The organism is Pedobacter paludis, assembly GCF_003173575.1.
In the GTDB taxonomy this organism is placed as follows: Bacteria; Bacteroidota; Bacteroidia; order Sphingobacteriales; family Sphingobacteriaceae; genus Pedobacter; species Pedobacter paludis.
The window spans coordinates 717,495-740,470 of sequence record NZ_QGNY01000002.1; the positions used below are offsets into that span (position 1 = coordinate 717,495).

21 protein-coding genes are annotated in these 22,976 nt (G+C 36.4%); 9 read left to right on the top strand and 12 right to left on the bottom strand.

Annotated features, from left to right (window positions below):
* Positions 1-176 precede the first annotated feature (176 nt).
* On the top strand, positions 177-1,367 hold the full coding sequence (gene porV, locus DF947_RS07580) for a type IX secretion system outer membrane channel protein PorV (RefSeq protein WP_109929081.1): 1,191 nt from the start codon (positions 177-179) through the stop codon (positions 1,365-1,367).
* Positions 1,368-1,421: 54 nt separating this feature from the next.
* Positions 1,422-1,901 (top strand): 2-C-methyl-D-erythritol 2,4-cyclodiphosphate synthase, encoded by a 480-nt coding sequence (gene ispF / locus DF947_RS07585; protein ID WP_109929082.1) that lies wholly within the window; start codon positions 1,422-1,424, stop codon positions 1,899-1,901.
* 316 nt (positions 1,902-2,217) lie between these two features.
* Here the strand turns inward: ispF and DF947_RS07590 are convergent, their stop codons facing one another.
* The 10 genes from DF947_RS07590 to DF947_RS07635 form a co-directional block, all read right to left on the bottom strand.
* Positions 2,218-5,625 (bottom strand): glycosyltransferase, encoded by a 3,408-nt coding sequence (locus DF947_RS07590; protein ID WP_109929083.1) that lies wholly within the window; start codon positions 5,623-5,625, stop codon positions 2,218-2,220.
* A gap of 230 nt (positions 5,626-5,855) precedes the next feature.
* Entirely contained in the window at positions 5,856-6,725 is an 870-nt protein-coding gene (locus tag DF947_RS07595) for a pirin family protein (RefSeq protein WP_109929084.1), read from the bottom strand.
* Between the two features lie 62 nt (positions 6,726-6,787).
* Positions 6,788-7,318 (bottom strand): YceI family protein, encoded by a 531-nt coding sequence (locus DF947_RS07600; RefSeq protein WP_109929085.1) that lies wholly within the window; start codon positions 7,316-7,318, stop codon positions 6,788-6,790.
* A 151-nt stretch (positions 7,319-7,469) separates the two neighbouring features.
* Positions 7,470-8,060 (bottom strand): Crp/Fnr family transcriptional regulator, encoded by a 591-nt coding sequence (locus DF947_RS07605; protein WP_109929086.1) that lies wholly within the window; start codon positions 8,058-8,060, stop codon positions 7,470-7,472.
* An 11-nt stretch (positions 8,061-8,071) separates the two neighbouring features.
* Positions 8,072-8,230 (bottom strand): FeoB-associated Cys-rich membrane protein, encoded by a 159-nt coding sequence (locus DF947_RS07610; protein ID WP_109929087.1) that lies wholly within the window; start codon positions 8,228-8,230, stop codon positions 8,072-8,074.
* Positions 8,231-8,421: 191 nt separating this feature from the next.
* Positions 8,422-9,609: an ATP-grasp domain-containing protein gene (locus tag DF947_RS07615; RefSeq protein ID WP_109929088.1), complete on the bottom strand. Its 1,188-nt coding sequence runs from the start codon at positions 9,607-9,609 to the stop codon at positions 8,422-8,424.
* Between the two features lie 138 nt (positions 9,610-9,747).
* Positions 9,748-10,575: a type 1 glutamine amidotransferase gene (locus DF947_RS07620; RefSeq protein ID WP_109929089.1), complete on the bottom strand. Its 828-nt coding sequence runs from the start codon at positions 10,573-10,575 to the stop codon at positions 9,748-9,750.
* Between the two features lie 6 nt (positions 10,576-10,581).
* Positions 10,582-11,682, bottom strand: coding sequence for a carboxylate-amine ligase (locus DF947_RS07625; protein WP_109929090.1), 1,101 nt, complete (start codon positions 11,680-11,682; stop codon positions 10,582-10,584).
* Positions 11,683-11,709: 27 nt separating this feature from the next.
* A complete protein-coding gene (locus tag DF947_RS07630) occupies positions 11,710-12,780 on the bottom strand; it encodes an ATP-grasp domain-containing protein (RefSeq protein ID WP_109929091.1) in 1,071 nt (356 codons plus the stop codon).
* 80 nt (positions 12,781-12,860) lie between these two features.
* Positions 12,861-13,568 (bottom strand): esterase family protein, encoded by a 708-nt coding sequence (locus DF947_RS07635; RefSeq protein WP_109929092.1) that lies wholly within the window; start codon positions 13,566-13,568, stop codon positions 12,861-12,863.
* A 173-nt stretch (positions 13,569-13,741) separates the two neighbouring features.
* Here DF947_RS07635 and DF947_RS07640 point away from each other — a divergent pair, with 173 nt between their 5' ends.
* Both DF947_RS07640 and DF947_RS07645 read left to right on the top strand, forming a co-directional pair.
* Positions 13,742-14,551 (top strand): alpha/beta hydrolase, encoded by an 810-nt coding sequence (locus tag DF947_RS07640; RefSeq protein ID WP_240615332.1) that lies wholly within the window; start codon positions 13,742-13,744, stop codon positions 14,549-14,551.
* A 99-nt stretch (positions 14,552-14,650) separates the two neighbouring features.
* Positions 14,651-15,103 carry a VOC family protein gene (locus tag DF947_RS07645; RefSeq protein WP_109929093.1) on the top strand — a complete coding sequence of 151 codons (453 nt, stop codon included), beginning with the start codon at positions 14,651-14,653 and terminating at the stop codon, positions 15,101-15,103.
* Between the two features lie 29 nt (positions 15,104-15,132).
* On the opposite strand, the gene DF947_RS07650 is transcribed toward DF947_RS07645, so the two are convergent.
* Positions 15,133-15,492: a DUF4180 domain-containing protein gene (locus DF947_RS07650; RefSeq protein WP_109929094.1), complete on the bottom strand. Its 360-nt coding sequence runs from the start codon at positions 15,490-15,492 to the stop codon at positions 15,133-15,135.
* A gap of 271 nt (positions 15,493-15,763) precedes the next feature.
* Here DF947_RS07650 and typA point away from each other — a divergent pair, with 271 nt between their 5' ends.
* The 5 genes from typA to DF947_RS07675 all read left to right on the top strand — a co-directional run bounded on the left by typA (position 15,764) and on the right by DF947_RS07675 (position 22,297).
* Positions 15,764-17,569: a translational GTPase TypA gene (typA, locus tag DF947_RS07655; RefSeq protein ID WP_109929095.1), complete on the top strand. Its 1,806-nt coding sequence runs from the start codon at positions 15,764-15,766 to the stop codon at positions 17,567-17,569.
* Between the two features lie 434 nt (positions 17,570-18,003).
* Positions 18,004-18,930 carry a lysophospholipid acyltransferase family protein gene (locus DF947_RS07660; RefSeq protein WP_109929096.1) on the top strand — a complete coding sequence of 309 codons (927 nt, stop codon included), beginning with the start codon at positions 18,004-18,006 and terminating at the stop codon, positions 18,928-18,930.
* 65 nt (positions 18,931-18,995) lie between these two features.
* Positions 18,996-19,913 (top strand): lysophospholipid acyltransferase family protein, encoded by a 918-nt coding sequence (locus DF947_RS07665; RefSeq protein ID WP_109929097.1) that lies wholly within the window; start codon positions 18,996-18,998, stop codon positions 19,911-19,913.
* Positions 19,914-19,943: 30 nt separating this feature from the next.
* Positions 19,944-21,134, top strand: coding sequence for a serine hydrolase domain-containing protein (locus DF947_RS07670; protein WP_109929098.1), 1,191 nt, complete (start codon positions 19,944-19,946; stop codon positions 21,132-21,134).
* A 119-nt stretch (positions 21,135-21,253) separates the two neighbouring features.
* Positions 21,254-22,297, top strand: a complete 1,044-nt coding sequence (locus DF947_RS07675; RefSeq protein WP_109929099.1) for a hypothetical protein — start codon at positions 21,254-21,256, stop codon at positions 22,295-22,297.
* Positions 22,298-22,360: 63 nt separating this feature from the next.
* On the opposite strand, the gene DF947_RS07680 is transcribed toward DF947_RS07675, so the two are convergent.
* Positions 22,361-22,921 (bottom strand): type 1 glutamine amidotransferase domain-containing protein, encoded by a 561-nt coding sequence (locus tag DF947_RS07680; protein ID WP_109929100.1) that lies wholly within the window; start codon positions 22,919-22,921, stop codon positions 22,361-22,363.
* Positions 22,922-22,976 lie beyond the last annotated feature (55 nt).

Consider the following 22,976-nt stretch of genomic DNA (forward strand, 5'->3'; position numbering starts at 1 on the left):
TCGTTTAACGATTGTACTACATTTGTAATAATCGGTGCGGTAATAAATCTTGTCTTTTTAATCAGTAATTATTTTTGAGATTTGTATGAGTAATTAAAATATAAATACTCATTTTGCGTTATTAAATTATTCCAAAGTTTTAACATTCCGAAATCTAAATTACGTACCTTTAAAGGATGAATTTCAAGTACCTCAGTAAGCTTGCTTTTTCTGCACTCTCATTAGCTTTAGTGTTTGGTAAAACAAATGCTCAAGTTACTATATCTGGTACTCAAACCAACGGAAGCGAATCAAACAACATTGTAACAGCTGTACCCTTTTTGTTAATTACTCCAGACGCAAGAGCAGGAGCCATGGGCGATGCTGGTGTTGCTGTTCCTGGTGATGTGAACTCTGCGAGTATAAATGCTTCAAAACTTGCTTTTCTAGATAAGCCGTACGGATTTTCACTTTCATACAGTCCTTGGTTAAAAAGCTTGGTTCCAGACATTAATCTTGCTTATTTAGGTGGTTTCTATAAATTAGATGATCGCAATACAATTGGTGCTTCTTTAAGATATTTTTCTCTTGGATCTATTCAGCTAACAGATGTAAATCAACAGGATTTAGGAATTAGCAACCCAAATGAACTGGCCCTGGATTTTTCTTTTGCCAGAAGTTTTGGAGAAGAATTTGCGTTAGGGAGCTCGTTGAGATATATTTACTCAAATTTGGCTTCTGGTCAGTTTTCATCTACCGGTCAGGTTCATGGAGGTAATGCGGTTGCTGTTGATGTTTCAGGTTTGTATAAAACCTCAACTACGCTGTTCGGGAAGAATGCAATTTTATCGGCTGGTGCAAATATTTCAAATATCGGAACTAAAATGAGTTACTCCGATGGTGGGGAAAGTTTTTTCCTTCCGACCAATTTTAAGCTAGGCGGTGCATCAACCATCATAATTGATGACTTAAGTACATTTACATTTGCTTTAGACTTTAATAAATTATTGGTTCCTACGCAGCCTATTTACGATTCGAATAATAATATCGTAAGCGGAAAGAATCCAAATCGCTCGGTACCTGCAGGTATTTTCGGGTCATTTAGTGATGCACCTGGAGGATTTAGCGAGGAGATAAAAGAAGTAGGCATTTCTACAGGTTTAGAATATTGGTACAATCAACAGTTTGCTTTAAGGGCAGGTTATAATTACCAAAGCCCAATGAAAGGCGATAGTAGATATTTCACCTTAGGTGCGGGTTTAAAGTACAATGTTTTCAATATTGATTTTGCTTACCTAATCGCAAATGCACAAACAAGTCCATTGGCAAATACCTTGCGCTTTAGTCTTTTGTTTAACTTTGGCGAAAAGAAGTTAATTAAAAGATAACATCTCTATTTGAATTGGCTTGAATCTCAAGCTTAATTACAGAAAATAATTCATATGAAAATCAGAGTAGGTTTTGGATTCGATGTCCATCAATTAAAAGATCAGCACCCTTTTGTGGTAGGAGGAGTTACATTAGAACATCACAAAGGTGCCTTTGGCCACTCTGATGCCGATGTTTTGCTTCATGCCATTTGCGATGCACTTTTGGGCGCAGCTAATTTACGCGACATAGGCTTTCATTTTAAAAATACAGATGATCGCTGGAAAGGAATTAGCAGTGTAATCTTATTACAGGAAACCGTTAAACTGTTAACCGAAAAAGGCTGGCAGGTTGGAAACATCGATGCCATGCTTTGTTTGGAGGCACCTAAAATCAATCCTCATATTCCTGCAATGCAGGAAAATATAGCTAAGGCCATTGGCATTTCTACGGAAGAAATTTCAATAAAAGCAACAACTAACGAACTTATGGGTTTTGTGGGTAGGGAAGAAGGCGTTGTTGCTTATGCCGTTTGCCTGATAGAAAAAGTTTAACTTCCTTAATTAGCTTTGACAACTTTCTTTCTTAAGTGTGAGAGAGAAAGTTGTCAAAGGTGAAAAGCTCTTTGTAGCCTAATGTTTGAAGCGCAAATTAACTACAAAATAAATTTCTTCACCTTTCAATGGAATTAAATCAACAAATAATTTAGGCCTAATATTCAAACAAAACATTTTACACTTTGAACTGGCAACCACATCATTGCGAGGCACGAAGCAATCTTACTAATTTAGTTTTTGAAACCTTTAGCGACCGCATTAAGATTGCTTCGTGTCTCGCAATGACGAATATTCTTAACAAGCCTAATTAAAATTAAGACATAGTCTCCTTAACATTGCCCGTTCTTTTTAACGTTCCCCAGGTTTCTAATTCGCCTTTAATGGCTTTTCTTACCGAACGGAAAAGCACAACGTACATCAATTGTCTCCAGAAAAAACGCTGAGGGAAAATATAAAGTAGGTTTTTGTATTTCTCTTTTTCCATTTTAAAGGCTATCCCTGCAAAAATCATATCCACAATAATGAAAATGATGTAGTAAAATAGCACTTGGCCGAAACCATTATGCAAACTCAAGATTCCAGAAAAACCGGTTAGCGTAAGGTTATTTATGGCGCCCAGCGAGAATAAACCTGTAATGAGTGAGATCAGCATAAATAAATCTGCCAATGGTGAGAATAAAGGCAAAATAATCTGATAGATCAAAATATTAGGCATGCCCACCATACCGAAATAGCCATACTTTTTATTCAGTAGTGTTTTTCTATTTTTCCAGAAGCTTTGCATCACGCCAAAACTCCAACGGAAACGCTGTTTCAAGAGCATGTTAACCGTTTCTGGTGCTTCTGTATATGCAATGGCCGTATCACAGTTTTTTACTTTATAGCCAGCTTTTAAAATTCGCATGGTTAAATCGCAATCCTCAGCGAGGGTATCGATGGTAAAACCACCAATTTCCAATACCACATCTTTTCTAAAAGCCCCAATTGCACCCGGTACAACCGTAATAGTATTTAGAAGGTCAAAAGCTCTTCTATCCATGTTTTGAGCCGTTATGTATTCAATAGATTGCCATTTGGTAATAATATTGTCTGCATTACCAACTTTAACCGTACCTGCAACTGCTGCAATTTTTGGGCTGTAGAAATAGCGCATTAATTCTGTTACGGCATCCGTTTTTAATTGCGTATCGGCATCAATACAGATGATAAATTCTGCAGATGCTTTTGTAATTCCATAGTTTAAAGCCGAGGCTTTACCTCCGTTTTCTTTGCGGTAAACTTTTATCTGAGGATGATCTCCAAAGTGCTGGCTTACAATCTCGAAAGTCTTATCTTTAGAGCCATCATCAACAAAAATCAATTCGAAATTTGGATAAGTGGTTTTAAGTAAGCTGTTTAAAGTTTGAATCGCAGTTACTTCTTCGTTATAGGCAGGAATAATAATGCTCACCTTTTTGGTTGGATTTTCGATCAGTTTATATGCATTTCTTATTGATCTTTTGCGTTGGCGGATAGCTAGGTAAGCAATGAAAATGGTTCTAAGTATGGCCAATGCAATTGCTACGGTAAAAATTGCGTTTAAAATCAAATTTCCATAGTAAAAGAAATTTATGAAAAAGTAATCACCAGACCCTGTGAAACCACTATTGGCTTTAGATTGTACCGCAGGCATCAGTTCTGATCTTTTCTTGCCCATTAAATCACCAACCGTTGTAAAGGTATACCCTTTGGCTTTAAAGAATTTTATAATCCTTGGCAATGCGGCAACAGTTGCCTCACGGTTCCCACCGGCATCATGGAGTAATAAAATGTTGCCATTATTTTGCTGTTTTACAACTTCATCAAAAATTTGATCGGCTGTTTTACCAGGTTGCCAATCTTCTGGGTCAATGTATTCTCCAATATTAATGTAGTTTTCTTTCCTACTTTGGGCAACCGGCAAGATTTCAGAAATATTCTGAGGTTCGGCATCTGCATTAAAGGGTGCTCTAAATAAGATGGTACTGTGTCCGGTTACGGCCTCAATTAATCTTCTTGTTGCGTTCAGTTCAAATTTAACCCGCCTCGGACCAATAGCAGACATGTCTGGATGGAAAAACGTATGATTTCCGATTTCGTAGCCTTCATTGTATTCTTGCCTTAGCAATTCCATATTTTGTTCGGCCATAATACCCACAACAAAGAAACAGCCTGGAACATTTTCTTTTTTTAAGATACTCATTACCTGCGGAGTGTAAACAGGGTCAGGGCCATCATCAAATGTTAGGGCTATTTTCTTATCTGCCTCACCAAATCTTTTAATAACATATTGACTTGGCAAACGGGTATAAATTTGGTTGGCAATTGTAAAATTGGTTTTATCTAATGTAAAGTGAACACTTCCCGGATTTGGGGTTGATACTAAATCTAGGATTTCGCCATCTCCAATATATGAGATTCCACCCATCGTTAACGCAGAAATTTTACGTAAATCGATTGGCTTTTTCTTTAACGAATCCAAGCTCAGATCTTCAGAAATGAAAGACCATAAACGTTTATCTTCAGATCCCAAGCGCCATAATGCAACACCAGCAATATCCCAGTCATCCGCTTTCCGAATTAAGTTAAAGTAGGTTGCGGCATCTGTAAAATAAACATCATGCTCCATTCCACTACCATCTTTGTAAGAATAATTTAAGTTTGCAGAAGCTGGATTATAATTTATTTTTGATTTAAGATCAACAGCTTTTATAATGGCCTGTTCGTAGGTAACAGGGGTACCGATGCTATTTTTGGGCCAATCGTAACCATAGCATGCAAGTGCCAAAATCACCTTATTGGCATCCATCTTACTACAAATATCATCAAGTTTTTCCTCAACCCATTCTTGGTGAGAAATATCTCCCGCATTACTTTGATCAGAGTGCTGATCGTAAGCCATTAATATAATATAATCGTTATAATGTTGGAGTATTTCTGGTTTATAATCATCATTTTCTGGAGAAATATCCTGCGAAACAATTAAATTTTCGGCATGAAACTGTGTATAGAGATTTTTCATGAAGGCATTAAAGCTGTCACCATTTTCTAAATTCAGTTCTTCGAAATCTATATTTATGCCCTTAAATCCATATTTTTTAGTGATGTTAATTAAATCATAAATCAACTTCTGCTGAGCCGGTTGATTGGATAAAAGCCTTTTTACGGCGTCGCCATCCCAATGATCTTTATTGAAATTTGAGACAACGGCAATTGCAGATTTTTTACCTTCTTTAATTACCCTAAGCGCAGCCGTATCGGCCTTATCAACAATAGAATCTCCATTTAAAAAGAAAGATTCGGTAGCAACCATATCTAAATGACCAATGTTGCGTTTTAAATCTGACAGTGATTGGCTCGCAGTACCTGCCCAGCTCACATAAAAGGCCATGTTAATTCGCTTATTGTGATTGCCCTTGCGAGATAAAATTCTTTGTTGCCGATCTTTTCTAATTTGTTGAAGCTTAGATTTTTGAATCGAAAAATCTTTATACTGTTGAGATCTCTTTAACTTTTCTAACTGTTTTTGCGTTAAAGGCGAATTGGTATTTATGAAAGGCAAATCGGGATATTGCACCGACGACAAAGTAAAAGCAACGCAAATGATCGCGATGATGAAAACTAAAAAAAATGAACGACTTACCCAGGTAAAAGTATTCCAGCGTTTTTTGTTTTCAGTTTGAAAGATTTGTTTTCCGGACATTTTTCTGTTCTGATTTTATGTAACAAATATCAAGATTCAAAATGAAGATTGTATGAAACTAATTCTAAGGAAAGCGAAACCTGTATTTTATTTCATTGTTAGTCCTGCTCTTCGCTTTACTCCGTTGCACTTCGTGTCCGCTCCGATCAGGTTTATAAACACAAGAAGGTACAAAAAAGCCGACAAATTTTATAAAAAATGCCGGCTCAAAATATATAATTAAACCTGTTTTATTCTTCTAAATAACCAAATCGGCCTTGATTGTAATCTGAAATTGCCTGATTAATTTCTTCTTCAGTATTCATTAAAAATGGGCCGTATTGCACAATAGGCTCATCAATAGGTTCGCCGCTTAAAACTAAAATAACGCTATTTTCTAAAGCTTCAACTTCTATACGTTCGCCCTCATTTTTAAAATGAACAAACATATCCTGATCAGCAATCTCTAAATTATTAACCTTTACTGAACCTTCAATAATCATAAAGCCAGTGTTGTAAGTGCTTTTAAAATGGAACGTTGCCTTGACTCCCTTATTCAATCTTGCATTATATACCTCTATCGGGGTAAATGTACTGGCATTGCCTTTAATACTGTTGTAGTTTCCAGCAATTACCTCAATAACGCCACCATCATTTGGCAAAATGAATTTAGCCATATCAACCTGCTTTACAGCTTGATATTTCGGTTTGCTCATTTTGGCTTTAGCCGGAAGATTAACCCACAGCTGTACCATTTGGAAAGGTCCTCCAGCTAAACTATAACTCTGCTCATGGTATTCCTTATGTAAAATCCCACTCGCTGCGGTCATCCATTGCACGTCTCCGGGATAAATGATGCCACTGTTTCCAGAACTATCGTGATGGGCTACTGCTCCATGATAGGCAATTGTTACGGTTTCAAAACCCCGATGCGGGTGTACGCCAACGCCTCTTGGCTCTCGTCTGGCAGAAAATTCGATTTTAGATCCATAATCCATTAAGAAAAATGGGCTCATATCTATTTCGTATCCGCTAGGGAAAAAATTATGTACTCTAAAGCCATCGCCAACCATGTGTGGCGCAGGGGCTTTTAATACCTTTTCTATTTGTTTAACTTCCATTACCTTTAAATTTAAGGCATGGGGCTGAGCGCATATCTTTATTATGCGCCCAACTCAACGCTCTATGCTTGTTTAACGAATTGTAATTCGCCTAAAATGCGTACTTCTTCACTTACCATTACACCACCGGTTTCTAATGCTGCATTCCAGGTTAAACCGAAATCAGAACGGTTAATTTTGCCACTTAAAGTAAAACCAGCTTTTGTATTTCCCCAAGGATCTGTAGCGATGCCACCAAATTCTGCTGTTAATTTAACAGGTTTTGTTTCGCCTTTAATGGTTAAATCACCTTTAACAATATAATCGCTTCCATCTTTTTCTACAGAGGTTGATTTGAATTCTATGTGGGCAAATTTTTCTGCATCAAAGAAATCGCCACTTTTTAAATGCGTATCGCGATCTGTGTTGCCTGTATCTAAAGAATCGATATCTCCTTTGAAAGAAATATCAGCATTTTCGAATTCATCGCCTTCAGAAGTTAGATCTGCTGAGAAGGATTTTAAGCTACCTGTTACGGTAGTAATCATTAAGTGTTTTACTTTGAATTGTAATTCGCTGTGGGTTGGATCTAATGTCCATTTAGTAGTTGCCATATCTTTTGTTTTTTGAGATGTTTAATATTAACAACACAAAAGTACAGCACAGCCTTGGAGTAGAAATTGATGTATGTTAATTAAATGAGTGAATTAGAGAATGATAGATTGTATGATTGTTTAACAAACTATCTATTCACGCATTCAAAATTTACGATGGGCGAAAGTGCTTATTGGCTAATTCTTTTCTTACGCGACTTAGAGATTCTGGCGTTATTCCTAAATACGATGCAATCATCCACTGTGGAACGCGGAGTGTAAGATTGGGATAAAGTTTTATGAAATCTAGATAACGTTCTTCGGCAGTTGCACTTAGTAGCATATTAATTCTCTTCTGCATAAAGCGGATGGAGTTGTTGAGCAAACGCGTATGCATGGGCTGTAAGCAGGGAACTTTTATTGCCGCCTGCTCCATAAAATCATTTGGCATTAAAACCGCTTCTGTATTTTCAATGGCATCTATAAAAAAGACAGATGCTTCATTATTCATATTATTTCTATCTGATATTAACCAGTTTTCTGGAGCAAATTGAAGAATGTGTTCCTTTCCCTTAGAATCGATAGAGTAAGTTCTCAATAGACCTTTGCAAACAAAAAAGCCATGCTTGCTTATATCTCCGGTATATTGGATAATTTCGTTTTTATCGAATTTCTTTATTTTTAAATCGCCAGAAATGCTGTCGAATTGCTCATCAGTTATTTGTATTTTTTCCTTAAGGTAATTTTTAAACTGATTGATCATAAAGAGACAGATTACTTTTTAACAGGCTTGATATCGGAAAAATCTACACCACATTTGCAATTGCCTCCACAGCCATCTTTCTTAACCTGTAAAGATTTATAAACCAATCGGCCAACATATACCAATGCGACCGCAAAAAGTAAAAAGACTAATAGGGTTTGAATATTCATAGTACAAATATATGGTGCATTTGCTGTTTTGAGTTCAGTTAAATGTAAATTATTAAAAAGCGGGATTTTACCATGGGAAACGGAGTTTACACCGAGTAGGTATATAATGTTTTTTATCACAAATGGCAGAGAAACTATTCTCCATGTGCTTTATACATTCTTCATGTCCTCTGTGGTTATGAGAATGAACATTACTCCTCCATAAAGCCTACCGTTCCACCAACCCAGTCAAAATCTGCATTGTAGCGCACACCAATCATTTTTCCTTTGCTTAACCTGGCTAAATTAATGCAAAGCTGAGGTTCTCCACCATCTGGCCATAAATACATCATTCTAATTTCGGCTTTTACGCCTCCGTCTGGAGCCTGTACAGCGGGTTCGTAAGTTACCTTGCGCTGTAAAATCCAGTTTTTTGGATCAGGAATGCTTTTAATATCATTTTCGGTTACATCTATAATCACGCCCATTCCTGCAAAAGAAAAAAGTGGTTTTAAAACATAATTTTCCAAATCCGCTGGGATGGTTTCAACCTCATTTAAAAAACGTGTTTCTGGAACAAACTCACTTTTTAAAAAAGGCATGGTGTATTTGCTAATTCTGTAAAACCAATTTGGATGAGTTACCCATTCAATATCCAATGCTTCTCTTGGATCGAAACTGTTTTTGAAAACCTCGGTATTATTGGCAACCTCATCAAAAATAAGGCGATTGTAAATCCGTTTTAATTGGATTTGTTTACCATCTTCTACATAAAATAATTGTTTGCCTACTTTCTTGATGTCTTCGAGCGCCAAGATTTTTATGCCCAGCATTTTCTGGGTCACGAAGAAATCTATGGCTGTTTTTTGATTTGGCGCATCAACATCCATTAAGGCTACTTCATGTGGCTGATGTTTGCCAATGATCACTTCCTTAAATAATTCGATGTATTTTTCTTCGTTAAAGCCGTTTAAAAAATGATTTACGGAATTGTTAATTTCATAACAGTCACGATAAGTTTTTGAGAGATGATTTTGAAAACCGTACAGCGATGGGAAACCCTGCATTTCGATTAACATAGGAGTTAGTGCTCCAGTAGCATTTTTGCAGATTCCAAAATCGAAAGTTAAAAAATGAGGTTGCTCGTTTTCATTGGGAACATTCCAGTTTTCTGGAATGGATTTTTGAGTCAGAGCTTTAAAATTCGGTTGTTTTATTAGATTGATAATTTCTTCGCCAGCTAAAATTAATTTTTCCTTTAACTCCTTTGGAACAAAAACTGGTGTTTCTGCAACTCTGAAAGGTATTTCTGGATAACCATTTTCCAGCTTTTGGATAAAGTTTTGGTATTTTTCTTCGGTAAATTGCTGATTAAATTTATGTCTTTGAGCTGGTATCATATTTTTCTTTTAATAATATCGTCATTGCGAGGCACGAAGCAATCCTAATGCTACGAGTTGATTAGCGAACGTTTTAAGATTGCTTCGTGCCTCGCAATGACGACCGCTTAAAGAATAGATAATATTTATTTTCTGGCTTTACGCCTCCTGAAAATTTCCGATCGCTTTCTGTAAAAAATTTGGCAGAACAACACTTTGGGTAAGTACAATTCTCGCAGGATCATCTAAACTGTTTAGCATATCGAAATATTTAGCCTCGCCATGTGTATCAATAATCACCTTTTTCTTTTCATCTTGAAGCAAGTACATTTTCATGCCCACCGGATCAGCCTCTGGATGAAACTGGGTTCCGATAATTTCATTAGAAAAACGGATCGACATCATACAGCGTTCTAAATCAACATGTTTTCGTTCCTTTTCAATTGCTAAAAGTTTAGCGCCTTTAGCTTCAAAAGCATCAAAATTTGGCTCAATAACCTGCCAATCTCTACTATCAACCGAGAAAAAGGGGTTAGTAATTCCATTAAAAATTTCATCCTTTTCTCCGTCTTCGGTTAGCGTAATCGGAAAAATTCCAAAAGCATTTGATCGCCGTTCGGTTACATTGCCTAAGTTGTATTTACGACAAGCCAACTGAAAAGAATGACAGATTAAAAAGGCATATTTCTTTTTATCATCGTGCGCTGCATTATAGCTTTCAATCTGATCTAAAAGATTGAAAAAATCATTTTCCCACTGTTCCCCTTTGCTCTCAATCGGGCTTCCGGGACCACCGCTAGAAATGTATGCATCATAATCAATACTCGGTATTTCTCCCTTTTGTCTTAAATCGAAAATATCGAAAGAGAGATCAATATTGTGTTCGTTTCTAAAGCGGGATAAAATTTCCTGAATTCCCCGCATGCCCTGATTAAGTGCGCCATTATTCATATCGATAACGGCGACCTTTAAACTTATTTTATCCATTATAATTTACTTTGCACCTATAAGTGTTTGGGTGGTAATATAATCAACCACCGATTCAAAGCTACCAGTTTGTGCGTAAACAGCCAACTGCCTATCAGCCCCAGTACCTTGCTCAAGTATTTTATGAACGTAATTTAAATCATTTCTGCAGCCCAAATCATCCACCACATCATCAACAAAATCCAATAATTCTAAAACAAGATTCCGGCAATTAACCTCCATCTCTTTACCAAAATCAATTAAGTTGCCATCAATTCCATAACGGGCAGCACGCCATTTATTTTCGTTAATTAAGGCTCTGGAGTAGCTTATAAACTCCATGTTTTGTAAACGAAGTTTGTACAACTTGGCACATAACGCTTGAAATAATGCAGTAAAAGCCATTGTTTCATCAATAAGCATTGGGCAATCGCAAATGCGGAATTCTACTGTATCAAAGAAAGGGTGAACGCGAATATCCCACCAAATTTTCTTTGCATTATCCATGCAATTGGTTTTGATAAGCAGTTTTACATAGTTGTCGTAATCTTCAATACTATTAAAAATATCAGGTATGCCGGTTCTCGGAAATTTATCGAAAATTTTGGTTCTAAAAGATTTATAACCTGTATTTCTCGATTCCCAAAAGGGAGAATTTGTTGACAGTGCAAAAACATGTGGCAAAAAATAGCGCACCTGATTTGCAATATGAATTGCAAGTTCTCTAGATTGAAAACCTACATGAACGTGCAATCCAAAAATTAAATTGGAACGGGCAGCTTCCTGTAGTTCGTTTACTATTTCATTATAACGGGGATGTTCTGTTATCAATTGTTTTTCCCAGTGCGAAAATGGGTGTGTGCCAGCAGCGCCAATGCGCAAGCCTTGTTCGCCAGCGAGCTGTGAAACGGTATAACGCAATTGCGAAATTTCTTTTCTTGCCTCTTCTGTTGTTTTGCAAATGCCTGTACCTACCTCTACAACAGCTTGATGCATTTCTGCCTTAACCTGATCTTTGTGGATTTTTTGTGCGGCTTCTACAATTTTTTGGTCATGAGAGGTTAGTTCCCTGGTAACGGGATCAATTACCATGTACTCTTCCTCTATCCCAAGCGTGAATTCATTCATCCTAGTAATGTTTAATTTAGATCCCTTTTATTTTTTTGTTGGTGCTTTTTTTGGTTTAGCTGGCGCCTTTTCAGCAGTTGCTTTTGGTGCGGCAACTTTTTTAGGTGCAGCCGGTTTATCCGCAACTTTAGGTGATGCTTTAGCCATTAAGGGTTTTCCAGCAACCGAAGATTTAATGTATTCGCCCCAAGTTAAATTATCCTGACCATCTTTTTGAGCTTTGGCTCTTTCTATGGCATAATTTGCAGTAGTTTCTACTACCCAGTCAAAATTTTCCTGTCCAACACTTTTAATATCAGCATCTGGTGCAGGGTTACAGAAATCAATAGCGATTGGAATTCCATCTCTTACAGCAAACTCAACAGTATTAAAATCATACCCCAAATACTTACATAGCTTAAGCGTATATTCTTCAACTGTTTTTAAGAGTTTTTCGCTTGATGGAGCTTTATCTACGGCGTAACGTAAATGGTGTGGGTTGCGAGGATCGTATTGCATTATGCGAACATGTTTTCCGCCAATGCAATAGCATCTAAAATATTCATCGAAGATAATTTCTTCTTGTAAAAGCATTACCAATTGTTGGGTTCCACTATGTTTATCAAAGAAATCTTCCTTATCATGCAGTTTGTAAACATCTCTCCATCCGCCACCATCGTAAGGTTTCATGTAAGCCGGAAAGCCGGTGTATTCAAAAATGGCATCCCAATTTAATGGCATGGTTAAGTTAGAAAAAGAATCGCCTGTTGTACCTGTTGGATGCTCTCTTGATGGAATCAAAGCGGTTTTTGGCACTGGAACGCCAATTTGTTCTGCCAAGGCATTATTAAAGAACTTTTCATCGGCACTCCACCAAAATGGATTATTGATTACTGCGGTTCCTGTTATTGCGGCATTTTTTAATGATGCACGGTAAAATGGCACATCCTGAGAAATACGATCGATAATTACGGCATAATCTAAGGGTGCATTTTGAAATATTTTTTCGATTTTAACAGCTTCGGCGGTAATGCCCTTTTCTGCCTTTTGGTTAATTCTCTCAATCACGGCTTCAGGAAAAGAACGTTCCTGGCCAAATAAAATCCCTATTTTTTTCATTGGTACTATTATATTTAATTGTGTAATGGGTTAATCGTGTAACTGATTAATTGCTAAATTGTTTTATTGTTAAGTAACACCTATAACTGTGCGATGTAATTTGGAAACATTTCTCTCCAGATTGGCCAATCGTGATCGGCATTTTGTCTGATATCTAACCAATGGTTTATTCCTTTTTGAGCCAGGATGCCAGATAAACGTTCGTTGTCTGGCCTGCACATATCTCTATCGGTTGTGCCCAAAACAATTTTCATGTAATGTAATTCGGGGTTACTGTTGTTCATCAGATTATCTACCGGATTATTGAAATATACATCGTCATTGTAGAAACCATCCAACTGTCCGGTAATGTCAAATGCACCGCTCATGCTAAACATATGGCTAACCAGCCAAGGATGTCTAAATGCGAAATTGGCTGCGTGATAACCTCCGAAACTACAGCCAGCGGTTATAATTTTGCTGTGCCCGGTTTCATGCCTGGCTAAAGGTGCTAATTCCTCCAGAAGATATTTGTCGTACCAAATGTGATTTTTTACTCTATCTGCGGGATGTATGCTTTTGTTGTACCAGCTTAACTTATCAATGCCATCAGGACAATAAATCTTAATCTTTCCTTCGTTAATAAAACCCTCAACGGAGTCTATTAGTTTGAAATCTTTATTTTCGAAATATCGGCCCATGCTCGTTGGAAACAGTAGAATAGGGATACCACCGTGGCCAAAAGTGAGCATGTCGATCTCAGCACTTAAATTTGGGCTGTACCACTTCTTATGTTCTTCTTTAACCATATTTTAAATTGAATGTTTTAAGATAGAAATTAAATTCAAGAAAAAGAACGTAATTGATCTAAAATAAAAGCTTAGTGTAAAAATTGATTGCTGATAATTAATAGTTTATCAAGATTTGTACCTTTGCCCCGATTTCTGAAACAATAAGCCGTTGTGATCGGGATTTGAATATTATGTATACTACAATTTTATCAGTAAAAGTTAACACCATTAATTTTAAGATTCCTTCTGCTTTTTTAAAGCACGAGGTTGAAATAGATATTTATGTGCCTGAAGGTATTTTGGGCAATGAAAAAATAGAGCTTCTTTTATTAAACGATGGTCAGGATGTGGCCAAAATGAATTTCACCAAAATTTTGGAAGAGGCCCATCACAATAAAAGAAACCACCGATTAATTGTTGTTGCCATTAAAGCCTCTGCCGATCGTTTAATGGAGTACGGTGTTGCGGGTGTTCCCGATTTTAAGGGTCGTGGAGCAAAAGCAGAATTATATACAGATTTTATTATTAAAGAGCTTTTGCCTTTCGTAAAAAAGAAAATAGCCATGCCAATTACGGGCAGAGTTGCTTTTGCAGGTTTTTCATTAGGCGGTTTGTCTGCTTTTGATATTGCATGGAACAATCCTTCGGTATTTGATGCAATTGGTGTTTTTTCTGGTGCGTTTTGGTGGCGCAAAAAGGATTTGGCAAACGGTTATACCGATGCAGATCGGATTATGCATAACTTAATTGATCAAACTTCAACCCGACCAGACATGAAATTCTGGTTAATGACGGGAACTGAAGATGAAAAGGCCGATCGCAATAAAAACCTGATTATCGATTCTATTGATGATACAATTGATGTAGTGAAAGGACTCTTAAATAAAGGCTATAAACGGCCAGAGCATGTATTTTATTACGAAAAAGTAGGCGGTAAACATGATGTTTCAACTTGGGAAAGTGTAATGCCTGCTTTTTTAAATTGGGCGTTCGAGGTTTAGATTTAATCTTTCCTTTTATCTAAGCTTTATCGATTTTGTCAATGTATCAATCGATAAACATGATTTTTTATAAATATTTCTAATATCTAACTTCATTAAATGATAAAAGGATTATTTGAAACACATCTATATGTTGAAGATTTAGAAAGATCAATCGATTTTTACAAAAATGTATTAGGTTTAGAACAGTGTTATTATGAAGAGGGGCGCAGGGCCTCTTTTTTTTGGATAGGAAAACCTAAGGAATTTATGCTCGGCCTTTGGGAAAAGCCAAAAAATGAAATTGACATCAGGCATTTTGCTTTCCGTTGCGATTTAGATGATGTACTGAATAAATCTGTCGATTACCTTAAATCCAAAAATTTACAGCCTTACAATTTTTTGAATGATGGAACAGAAAAACCGATGGTTTTTTCTTGGATGCCTGCAGTTGCAGTTTATTTTCACGATCCAGATGGGCATATTTTAGAATTTATTTCCATTTTGGAAGGAAATGCAAAACCAGAATTAGGAGTAATATCCTACGAAGAATGGCAAGCTTGTTTAAGGTAAAGGCTTAAAATTGATTTTTCGCAAAAAGATTACGTAGAAAGCCTTTTTAATGCCTCGCTGGTGGTTGTCAAAAAATTAACCTGGCGTCCATTATTGCTCTCGAAAATAAAATCTGCAATACTTTTGCTTTTGAGAAGGCTAAAATCCCCAACAATTATAAGCCGGACACGGTAGTTCGAAAATTTCTGAAGTATTTCCCCAGCGATCCCATTCTTTAGATTGAAAAAATCTGGGGTTATATTTTGCATGTGAATAATGATCTTTTCAAAATCCTGATAGTACAAGTTGCCCAATAAATCTAAACCATCTTCGGCATTTTTAATGATAATTCCATCAGAAATTACTTCTGCAATTTTGATATTGCCAATGATGTGTTCTTTAATTTCCATTTATTGATCGCATTGTATATCGCTAAAAAGGACTTGCGATACTGATTTGTTTCCCAGATCGATAAAATTAAAAATATTATTTGAAGTTTGCATTCTTGCTACCCTAGTCCTGTTGAGTAGGAAACCTATGCTTATACTAAAGTAGTTGCTAGATTTGATTTCTTATTAAAAATGAGATAATTACAACATTATCATAGCATTAAATAGTGAGCTATATAGTAGAAAATCCATTTCTAAACACTATCTTTGCGCCAAATTTGAGGCGCATTTTATGCAAAAGATTAGAAATATAGCTATTATAGCACACGTTGACCACGGTAAAACTACATTGGTTGATAAGATTTTACACTCTTGTTCTATTTTTCGTGACAACGAACAAACAGGAGAGTTAATATTGGATAATAACGATTTAGAGCGTGAGCGTGGTATCACAATCGTATCTAAAAACGTATCTGTTCAGTACAAAGACGTAAAAATTAACATTATCGATACACCTGGTCACGCGGATTTTGGCGGTGAGGTAGAGCGTGTTTTGAAAATGGCAGATGGTGTACTTTTACTCTGCGATGCTTTTGAAGGTGCAATGCCTCAAACGCGTTTCGTAACGCAAAAAGCTTTGGCATTGGGTTTAAAACCAATTGTGGTTGTAAACAAAGTGGATAAAGAAAACTGTCGCCCTGAAGAGGTTTATGAGCAAATTTTCGAATTGTTCTTTAACCTTGAAGCAACTGAAGAGCAATTGGATTTCCCAGTAATTTACGGTTCATCTAAACAAGGATGGATGAGTACAGACTGGCAGAAACCAACTACAGATATTTTTGCTTTACTAGATGCAGTTGTGGCTAACATTCCACCTGCACCAATTAACGATGGTACTTTACAAATGCAAATTACTTCGTTAGATTACTCATCTTTCGTAGGCCGTATTGCAATTGGTCGTGTTCACCGTGGTACAATTAAAGAAAACCAGCCGGTTACTTTAATTAAACGCGATGGCAAAATTGTTAAATCAAGAGTAAAAGAACTTTATACTTTCGAAGGTTTAGGAAAAATTCGTGCAACAGAAGTGAGCTCGGGTGATATTTGTGCTGTTGTTGGTATTGATGGTTTTGATATTGGCGATACCATTGCTGATTTCGAAGCACCAGAACAATTACCAGTAATTAGTATTGATGAGCCAACAATGAATATGTTGTTCACCATTAACAATTCTCCATTCTTCGGTAAAGAAGGTAAATTGGTTACTTCACAACGTATCAAAGATCGTTTGATGAAGGAAATGGAGAAAAACCTTGCGCTTAAAGTGGTTGAAACACAAGGTGCAGATTCATGGTTGGTTTATGGTCGTGGTATTCTGCATTTATCGGTATTGATCGAAACCATGCGTCGCGAAGGTTATGAGTTACAAGTTGGTCAGCCACAGGTTATTGTTAAAGAAATCGATGGTAAAAAACATGAACCAATTGAAACTTTAATTGTAGATGTACCTGGTGATGTTGCTGGTAAAGTAATCGAATTGGTAACTCAACGTAAAGGTGAGTTGTTAATTATGGAGCCAAAAGGCGATTTACAACACTTAGAATTCGAAATCCCATCTCGTGGTATTATTGGTTTACGTAACAACGTATTAACGGCTACCGCTGGTGAGGCGATTATGGCACACCGTTTCAAAGCTTACGAGCCTTGGAAAGGTACAATTCCAGGTCGTTTAAATGGTGTTTTAATCTCTATGGATAAAGGTATGACTACTGCATACTCAATCGATAAGTTACAGGATAGAGGTCGTTTCTTTGTTGATCCAGGAGCTGATATTTACGAAGGCCAGATTTTAGGAGAGCACATTCGTGATAACGATTTGGTAATTAACATCGTTAAAGGAAAAGCATTAACCAACATGCGTGCTTCTGGTACTGATGATAATGCCCGTATTGCACCTGCAATTAAATTCTCGTTAGAAGAAGCAATGGAGTATATCCAAGCCGATGAATATATCGAGGTTACACCGCAAAGCATGCGTTTACGTAAAATCTTCTTAACAGAGCAAGAACGTAAAGTTAAAGGCAAGCAATTCGCTTAAAAGCCCTCACCCCAGCCCTCTCCGAAGGAGAGGGAGTTGGGAAATGCTATAAGTTAAAGCCTCGATTTAAATCGGGGCTTTTTGCATTTAAGAGCCCCACCTAAATCCTCCCCTGAAGGGAGGGCTTGAAAACCTGTAGTAGTATGGCAATGTGGACTTAAATCGGAGTTTGAGATTGCTACACTTCGTTTCCCTCTCTTTTGGAGAGGGGGGGATACTAATTTGCCAAAGCAGAAACTTTAATAGGGGGAGGCTTTTTTAGCTTTGACAACTTTCCTTCCTCGAGCTATTAAAATTGTCAAAAACTTAATCGCTCGATTGATTTTCTGTCAGTAATTTTTCATAAAACTTCTGGGAATAAAAATCTAACAATTTCATGGCAATTGGTTTTTGCTCGGACATTAATTTTGTTTTGACAAACTAATCAGCCTAATATGATTAATAAGAGCCTATCCTTTTTAGGGATATTTTTATTAAACGCACTTTCTCTTTTACCACTATTTCTATTATATAGATTAGCCGATGCCTTTTACTTACTGATTTTCTACGTTTTTAAATATCGCAGAAAAGTGGTGAAGGAGAATTTATACAATGCTTTTCCCTATAAAAGTGCTGCGGAAATTAATGCTATAGAAAAAGAATACTACAAATTTTTATCCTCACTATTTGTTGAGGTAATTAAAATGAAAAGTATCTCAAAGAAAGAACTTTCAAAACGTGTAAAGTTCAAAAATATAGATTTGGTTGAGGCTTATTTGCAAAATAACGAAAGTGTGCTTTTCTGTTCATCGCATTATGGCAACTACGAATGGGTTTGCATGGCAATAGGATTAAATTTTTCTGGTCAACATTACCCAATTTACAAACCATTAAGCAGCGAAGCATTTGATAATTGGTTTTTTAAAATGAGAAGTAAATTTGGCAATAGGATGGTTGCCATGCGCCAAACTTTAAGGGCAATTCAGTCAAGCAGGGGCACTGCCAATATGTTTACTTTCGGAAGCGACCAAGCACCATCAAAAGATGAATCGAATTATTGGACTAGCTTTCTAAATCAGGAAACATCAGTTCAGTTGGGAATTGAAAAAATTGCAAAAAAGACCAATCGACCTATTTTTTACTTAAAGATTAATTATTTAAAACGTGGTTATTATGAGGTAGATTGTGTGCCAATTTGTTTACAACCTGCAGAAACAGCTGAGTTTGAGATTACAGAAATGCATACTCATTTCCTTGAAGAAATGATTAAAGAAAAACCTGCCTACTGGTTATGGAGCCATAGAAGGTGGAAGTATAAACAAGAGAAAAAAACACCAAAAATTGAAGAAAGAAGACCTGATCTTTCAGGCAGCATGGCTTAAAGCTAAGTTTTGAAATTGTTGCAAAGCCATTTGTAAGGATTTATTTTTTATTATTTTTTATTGATATGATTAAGAAGGAGCTTTCCCATTTGGGAATATTTTTTTTAGGCGTATTATCCCTATTGCCACTGTCTGTTTTGTACCTACTTTCAGACGTTGTTTTTTTGTTGATTTATTATGTTTTCGGTTACCGAAGAAAGGTAGTAAGAGAAAATTTATTGAATGCTTTGCCAGAGAAAAACTTAACAGAGCTTATTGTAATAGAAAAACGGTTTTATAAATATTTGTCTGATCTAATTTTCGAAATTATTAAGATGAATAATATTTCTCAAAGCGAGATTAAAAAACGGTTTGTTTTCAATAACAAGGAACAAGTAGAAGCTTATTTTAAATCGGGTAAAAGTGTTTTAATCTGCTCGGCCCATTATGGGAATTGGGAATGGGGTACTTTGGGTATTGGATTAAATTTTTCTGCTAACCATTATCCAATTTACAAACCCTTAAGCAATCCGGTTTTTGATAACTGGTTCAAAAAAGTTCGAAGTAGGTTTGGTAATAAACTCATTCCAATGCGCCAAACTTTAAGGGCTTTGCAGGCAAGCAAAAATGCACCTACTATGTTCAGTTTTGGAAATGACCAAGCACCATCAAAAGACGAATCTCACTACTGGACAAGCTTTATGAATCAGCAAACCTCAATCCAGCTTGGAATTGAAAAGATTGCAAAAAAGACCAATCAGCCAATTTTTTACTTTAAAATCAATTATATCAAAAGGGGATATTATGCTGTTGATTGCGTTCCGATGTGTTTGAATCCGGCGGAAACTAAAGAATTTGAAATTACTGAAATGCATACCCGTTTTCTTGAAGAAATGATTCGTAATGAACCAGCTTATTGGCTATGGAGCCATAGAAGGTGGAAATACAAGCCACAGGAAAGGCATTTCGAAACGAGTAAAATGCATCTCACGACACAAGCTTAATCACTTATATTTGTAGGTATAAGTTTGCTCATGATAACCTTTAAAAAAATTCTATTCTATTTCTTTCTGCTGATTATTATTGTTTTCGGTGGGTTATTTATTTGGCGACCCTATCTAATGCGAGTGCTTTATTATCGCACACCAAATGCGGTTACTTATAAAGCATTTCCCCAAGCCATATCGCATAAAAGCGATTCGGTATTTCATTTTATTCGATCTCAGAAACCGAGAAATGATTTAGATACTTTACATGTCTTGGATGGTAATAATCAATCGATCCCATTTGCAGATTATTTTAAAAACGGAAAATTAAATGCATTTCTTATAATTCGAAATGATAGTATTTTGTATGAAAAATATAGTGCTGGATATAGTGATAGCACGTTAACTACAATATTTTCTGGAGCCAAGAGTATGGTCTCAGTTTTATTGGGAGAAGCCTTGGCTGATGGAAGTATTAAAAGTCTTGAAGACAAAATAATTGAATATATCCCTGAACTGAAAACTAATCCTGCTTTTCAAAACATCACATTAAAAAATCTTTTGGATATGAAATCGGGCTTGGAGTTTCAAGATGCTTTGGGTGGCATTGTAAAAGCTTTCTTTTCTGATGAGGCAAAATATTACTACACGCATGATATGAAAGCAGAGCTGATGAAAGTTAAGCTTGTGAATAAACCCGGAACCGTTTGGAAATACAAAAGCATCGATCCTATTTTATTGGGCTGGGTTATTGAGAGAGCCACAAAGAAATCAATAGCACAATATTTCGAGGAAAAGATTTGGCGGAATATCGGTACAGAGTATAATTCAACATGGGGTTTAGATCATCCTAATGGATTGGCAAATACAGCAAGCAGATTTCAGGTTACAGCAATTGATTTTGCCAAAATCGGCCGTTTATATCTAAATATGGGAAGGTATAATCATAAACAAGTTGTTCCAGAAAATTGGGTAAAGCAATCCATCTCTATCGGAAAAGAAAAACCTGCGTCGGCGAAGGGCTGGCAAAAATCTGCGCACCATTATTTATGGTGGATTCCACAGGAAGGGCAAAATGGCGATTATGCGGCTGAAGGGATGCTTGGACAAAGGCTTTATGTAGACCAGAAGACCAATACTATTATTGTACAATTTGCCGAGCACGGTGCAGGTAATTATCCGTATCGAAAAATAAGCAGGTATCTAGCTGGCTTGCCATTTAATTATCCAAAATATTAATTTTTTTTACCGCAAAGAGCGCAAAGTTATTCGCAAAGAAAATGAAGTTTAGCTTTGTGTTCTCTGCGCTATCCTTAAATTCTTTGCGGTTAAATTTTTAAAATGTTACATTGCTGTTGATGGAAAACCAAGATGTAAAAATTTCGAAAAAGAAACCGATTTTTCCGGTTACACCAGCCTTGCAGAAATACCTGCGGAGCTATCAGCGTGAAGCGAAATTGCCCATCAAATACAGCGATTTGATGCAGTTTAATGAGGCTTTCCCATTGATGGATAAATTTGGAAAAGATTCGCTTTGGGAAGGACCGATTTATGCACAAGATTTAATTGATAAACTTCACGATGGACTGAAAGAAATCTATGCTAATTTAAAAGCCTCAGGAAATCTCCGAATTGTTGAACATAAATACATCGACAAGATAGAATATTGTACTTTCGGAAATACACATCCTTTTAGAATTAGAATTGTAAACCGCTTAAATGATGTTTACGACTATTTCTACATCAAAAAAGCCGATGCCTCAAGAATTTACGGTTTAGAGCTCGAAGAAATTTTATCTCCAAATCAGGTTAACTATTTAGTTGACGGTGATACTTTGGTAGAAGAGCATATTGCCGGAATCCCTGGCGATGTTTTTACCAAAGGACAACTTTACACCCCAGAATTTAATCCAACCAGAATAGCTAAAGAGTTTGTTAAATTTAACGAACGGTGTTTAATTATGCTTCTTGGCGATATGAGGGCGTATAATTTTGTGGTTCAGATTACTCCTGATTTTGATGATATCCAGTTTAGAATTAGGGCAATAGATTTTGATCAGCAATTTTACGAAGGAAATTTGAAGGTTTATTTGCCTCAGTTTTTTAAGGAGAATTTACCGTACGTTAAAATGAGTATGGAACAGCTAACCGAAAAAACAGTTTTACAATATCAGCAGGAAGAAAGATCATCAATTGTGCATCGGGTTAGAAGTGAGCGACATCGTTTAACTGATTTGCGGGATGTTTCTAATAAAGAAGAATTAACAACTCCTGCAAACATCGCTTTGCTTAAACAAAGTATGACCGATTATTTTAAAGATCAACACTATTTGAGCTGTAAAACGATGACAGATATTATCGAACTGAATATCAAAAATATTATTAGACAGGTAAAGCTATAACAAAAAAACGGCTGGCCAAAGCCAACCGTTTTTGAGTGAATCTAGAAAGAGCGTCCAAACTGTTTAGGCATGTTGTCCCTCGTGTACGCCTTCAGCAAATTCCTCTACAATTTTATCGTTAAATGCTGGTAAATCTTTGGGCGTTCTGCTGGTAACCAAACCTTGGTCTACCACAACTTCCACGTCAGACCAATCTGCACCGGCGTTTATTAAATCCTGTGAAATGTTTTTTACAGAGGTCATTTTTCTGCCTTTAACCACATCTGCATTAATTAAGGTCTGCGGGCCGTGGCAAATCGCTGCAACGGGCTTTCCAGCTTCAAAAAATGCTTTTACGAAAGCAATTGCATCTTCGTTAACTCTCAATTGATCTGGGTTTAAAACTCCTCCAGGTAAAACCAATCCGTTATAATCATCAGCATTTACTTCGTCGATTGTTTTATCCACATCAACCTCAATTGACCAATGATCGTGATTCCAGGCTTTTATTTTTCCGTTTTTAGAGGAGATTATATGAACAGTTGCGCCTTCTTCTTTTAACCTTTTTACAGGTTCTGTTAATTCAACTTCTTCAAATCCGCTTTCTGAAAGTACAGCAATTGTGCGGTTACTTAATTGTCCCATAACTTATTTTTTAAATAGGTGATATATTTAAAGACAGTTGGGAAAAATTATTGTT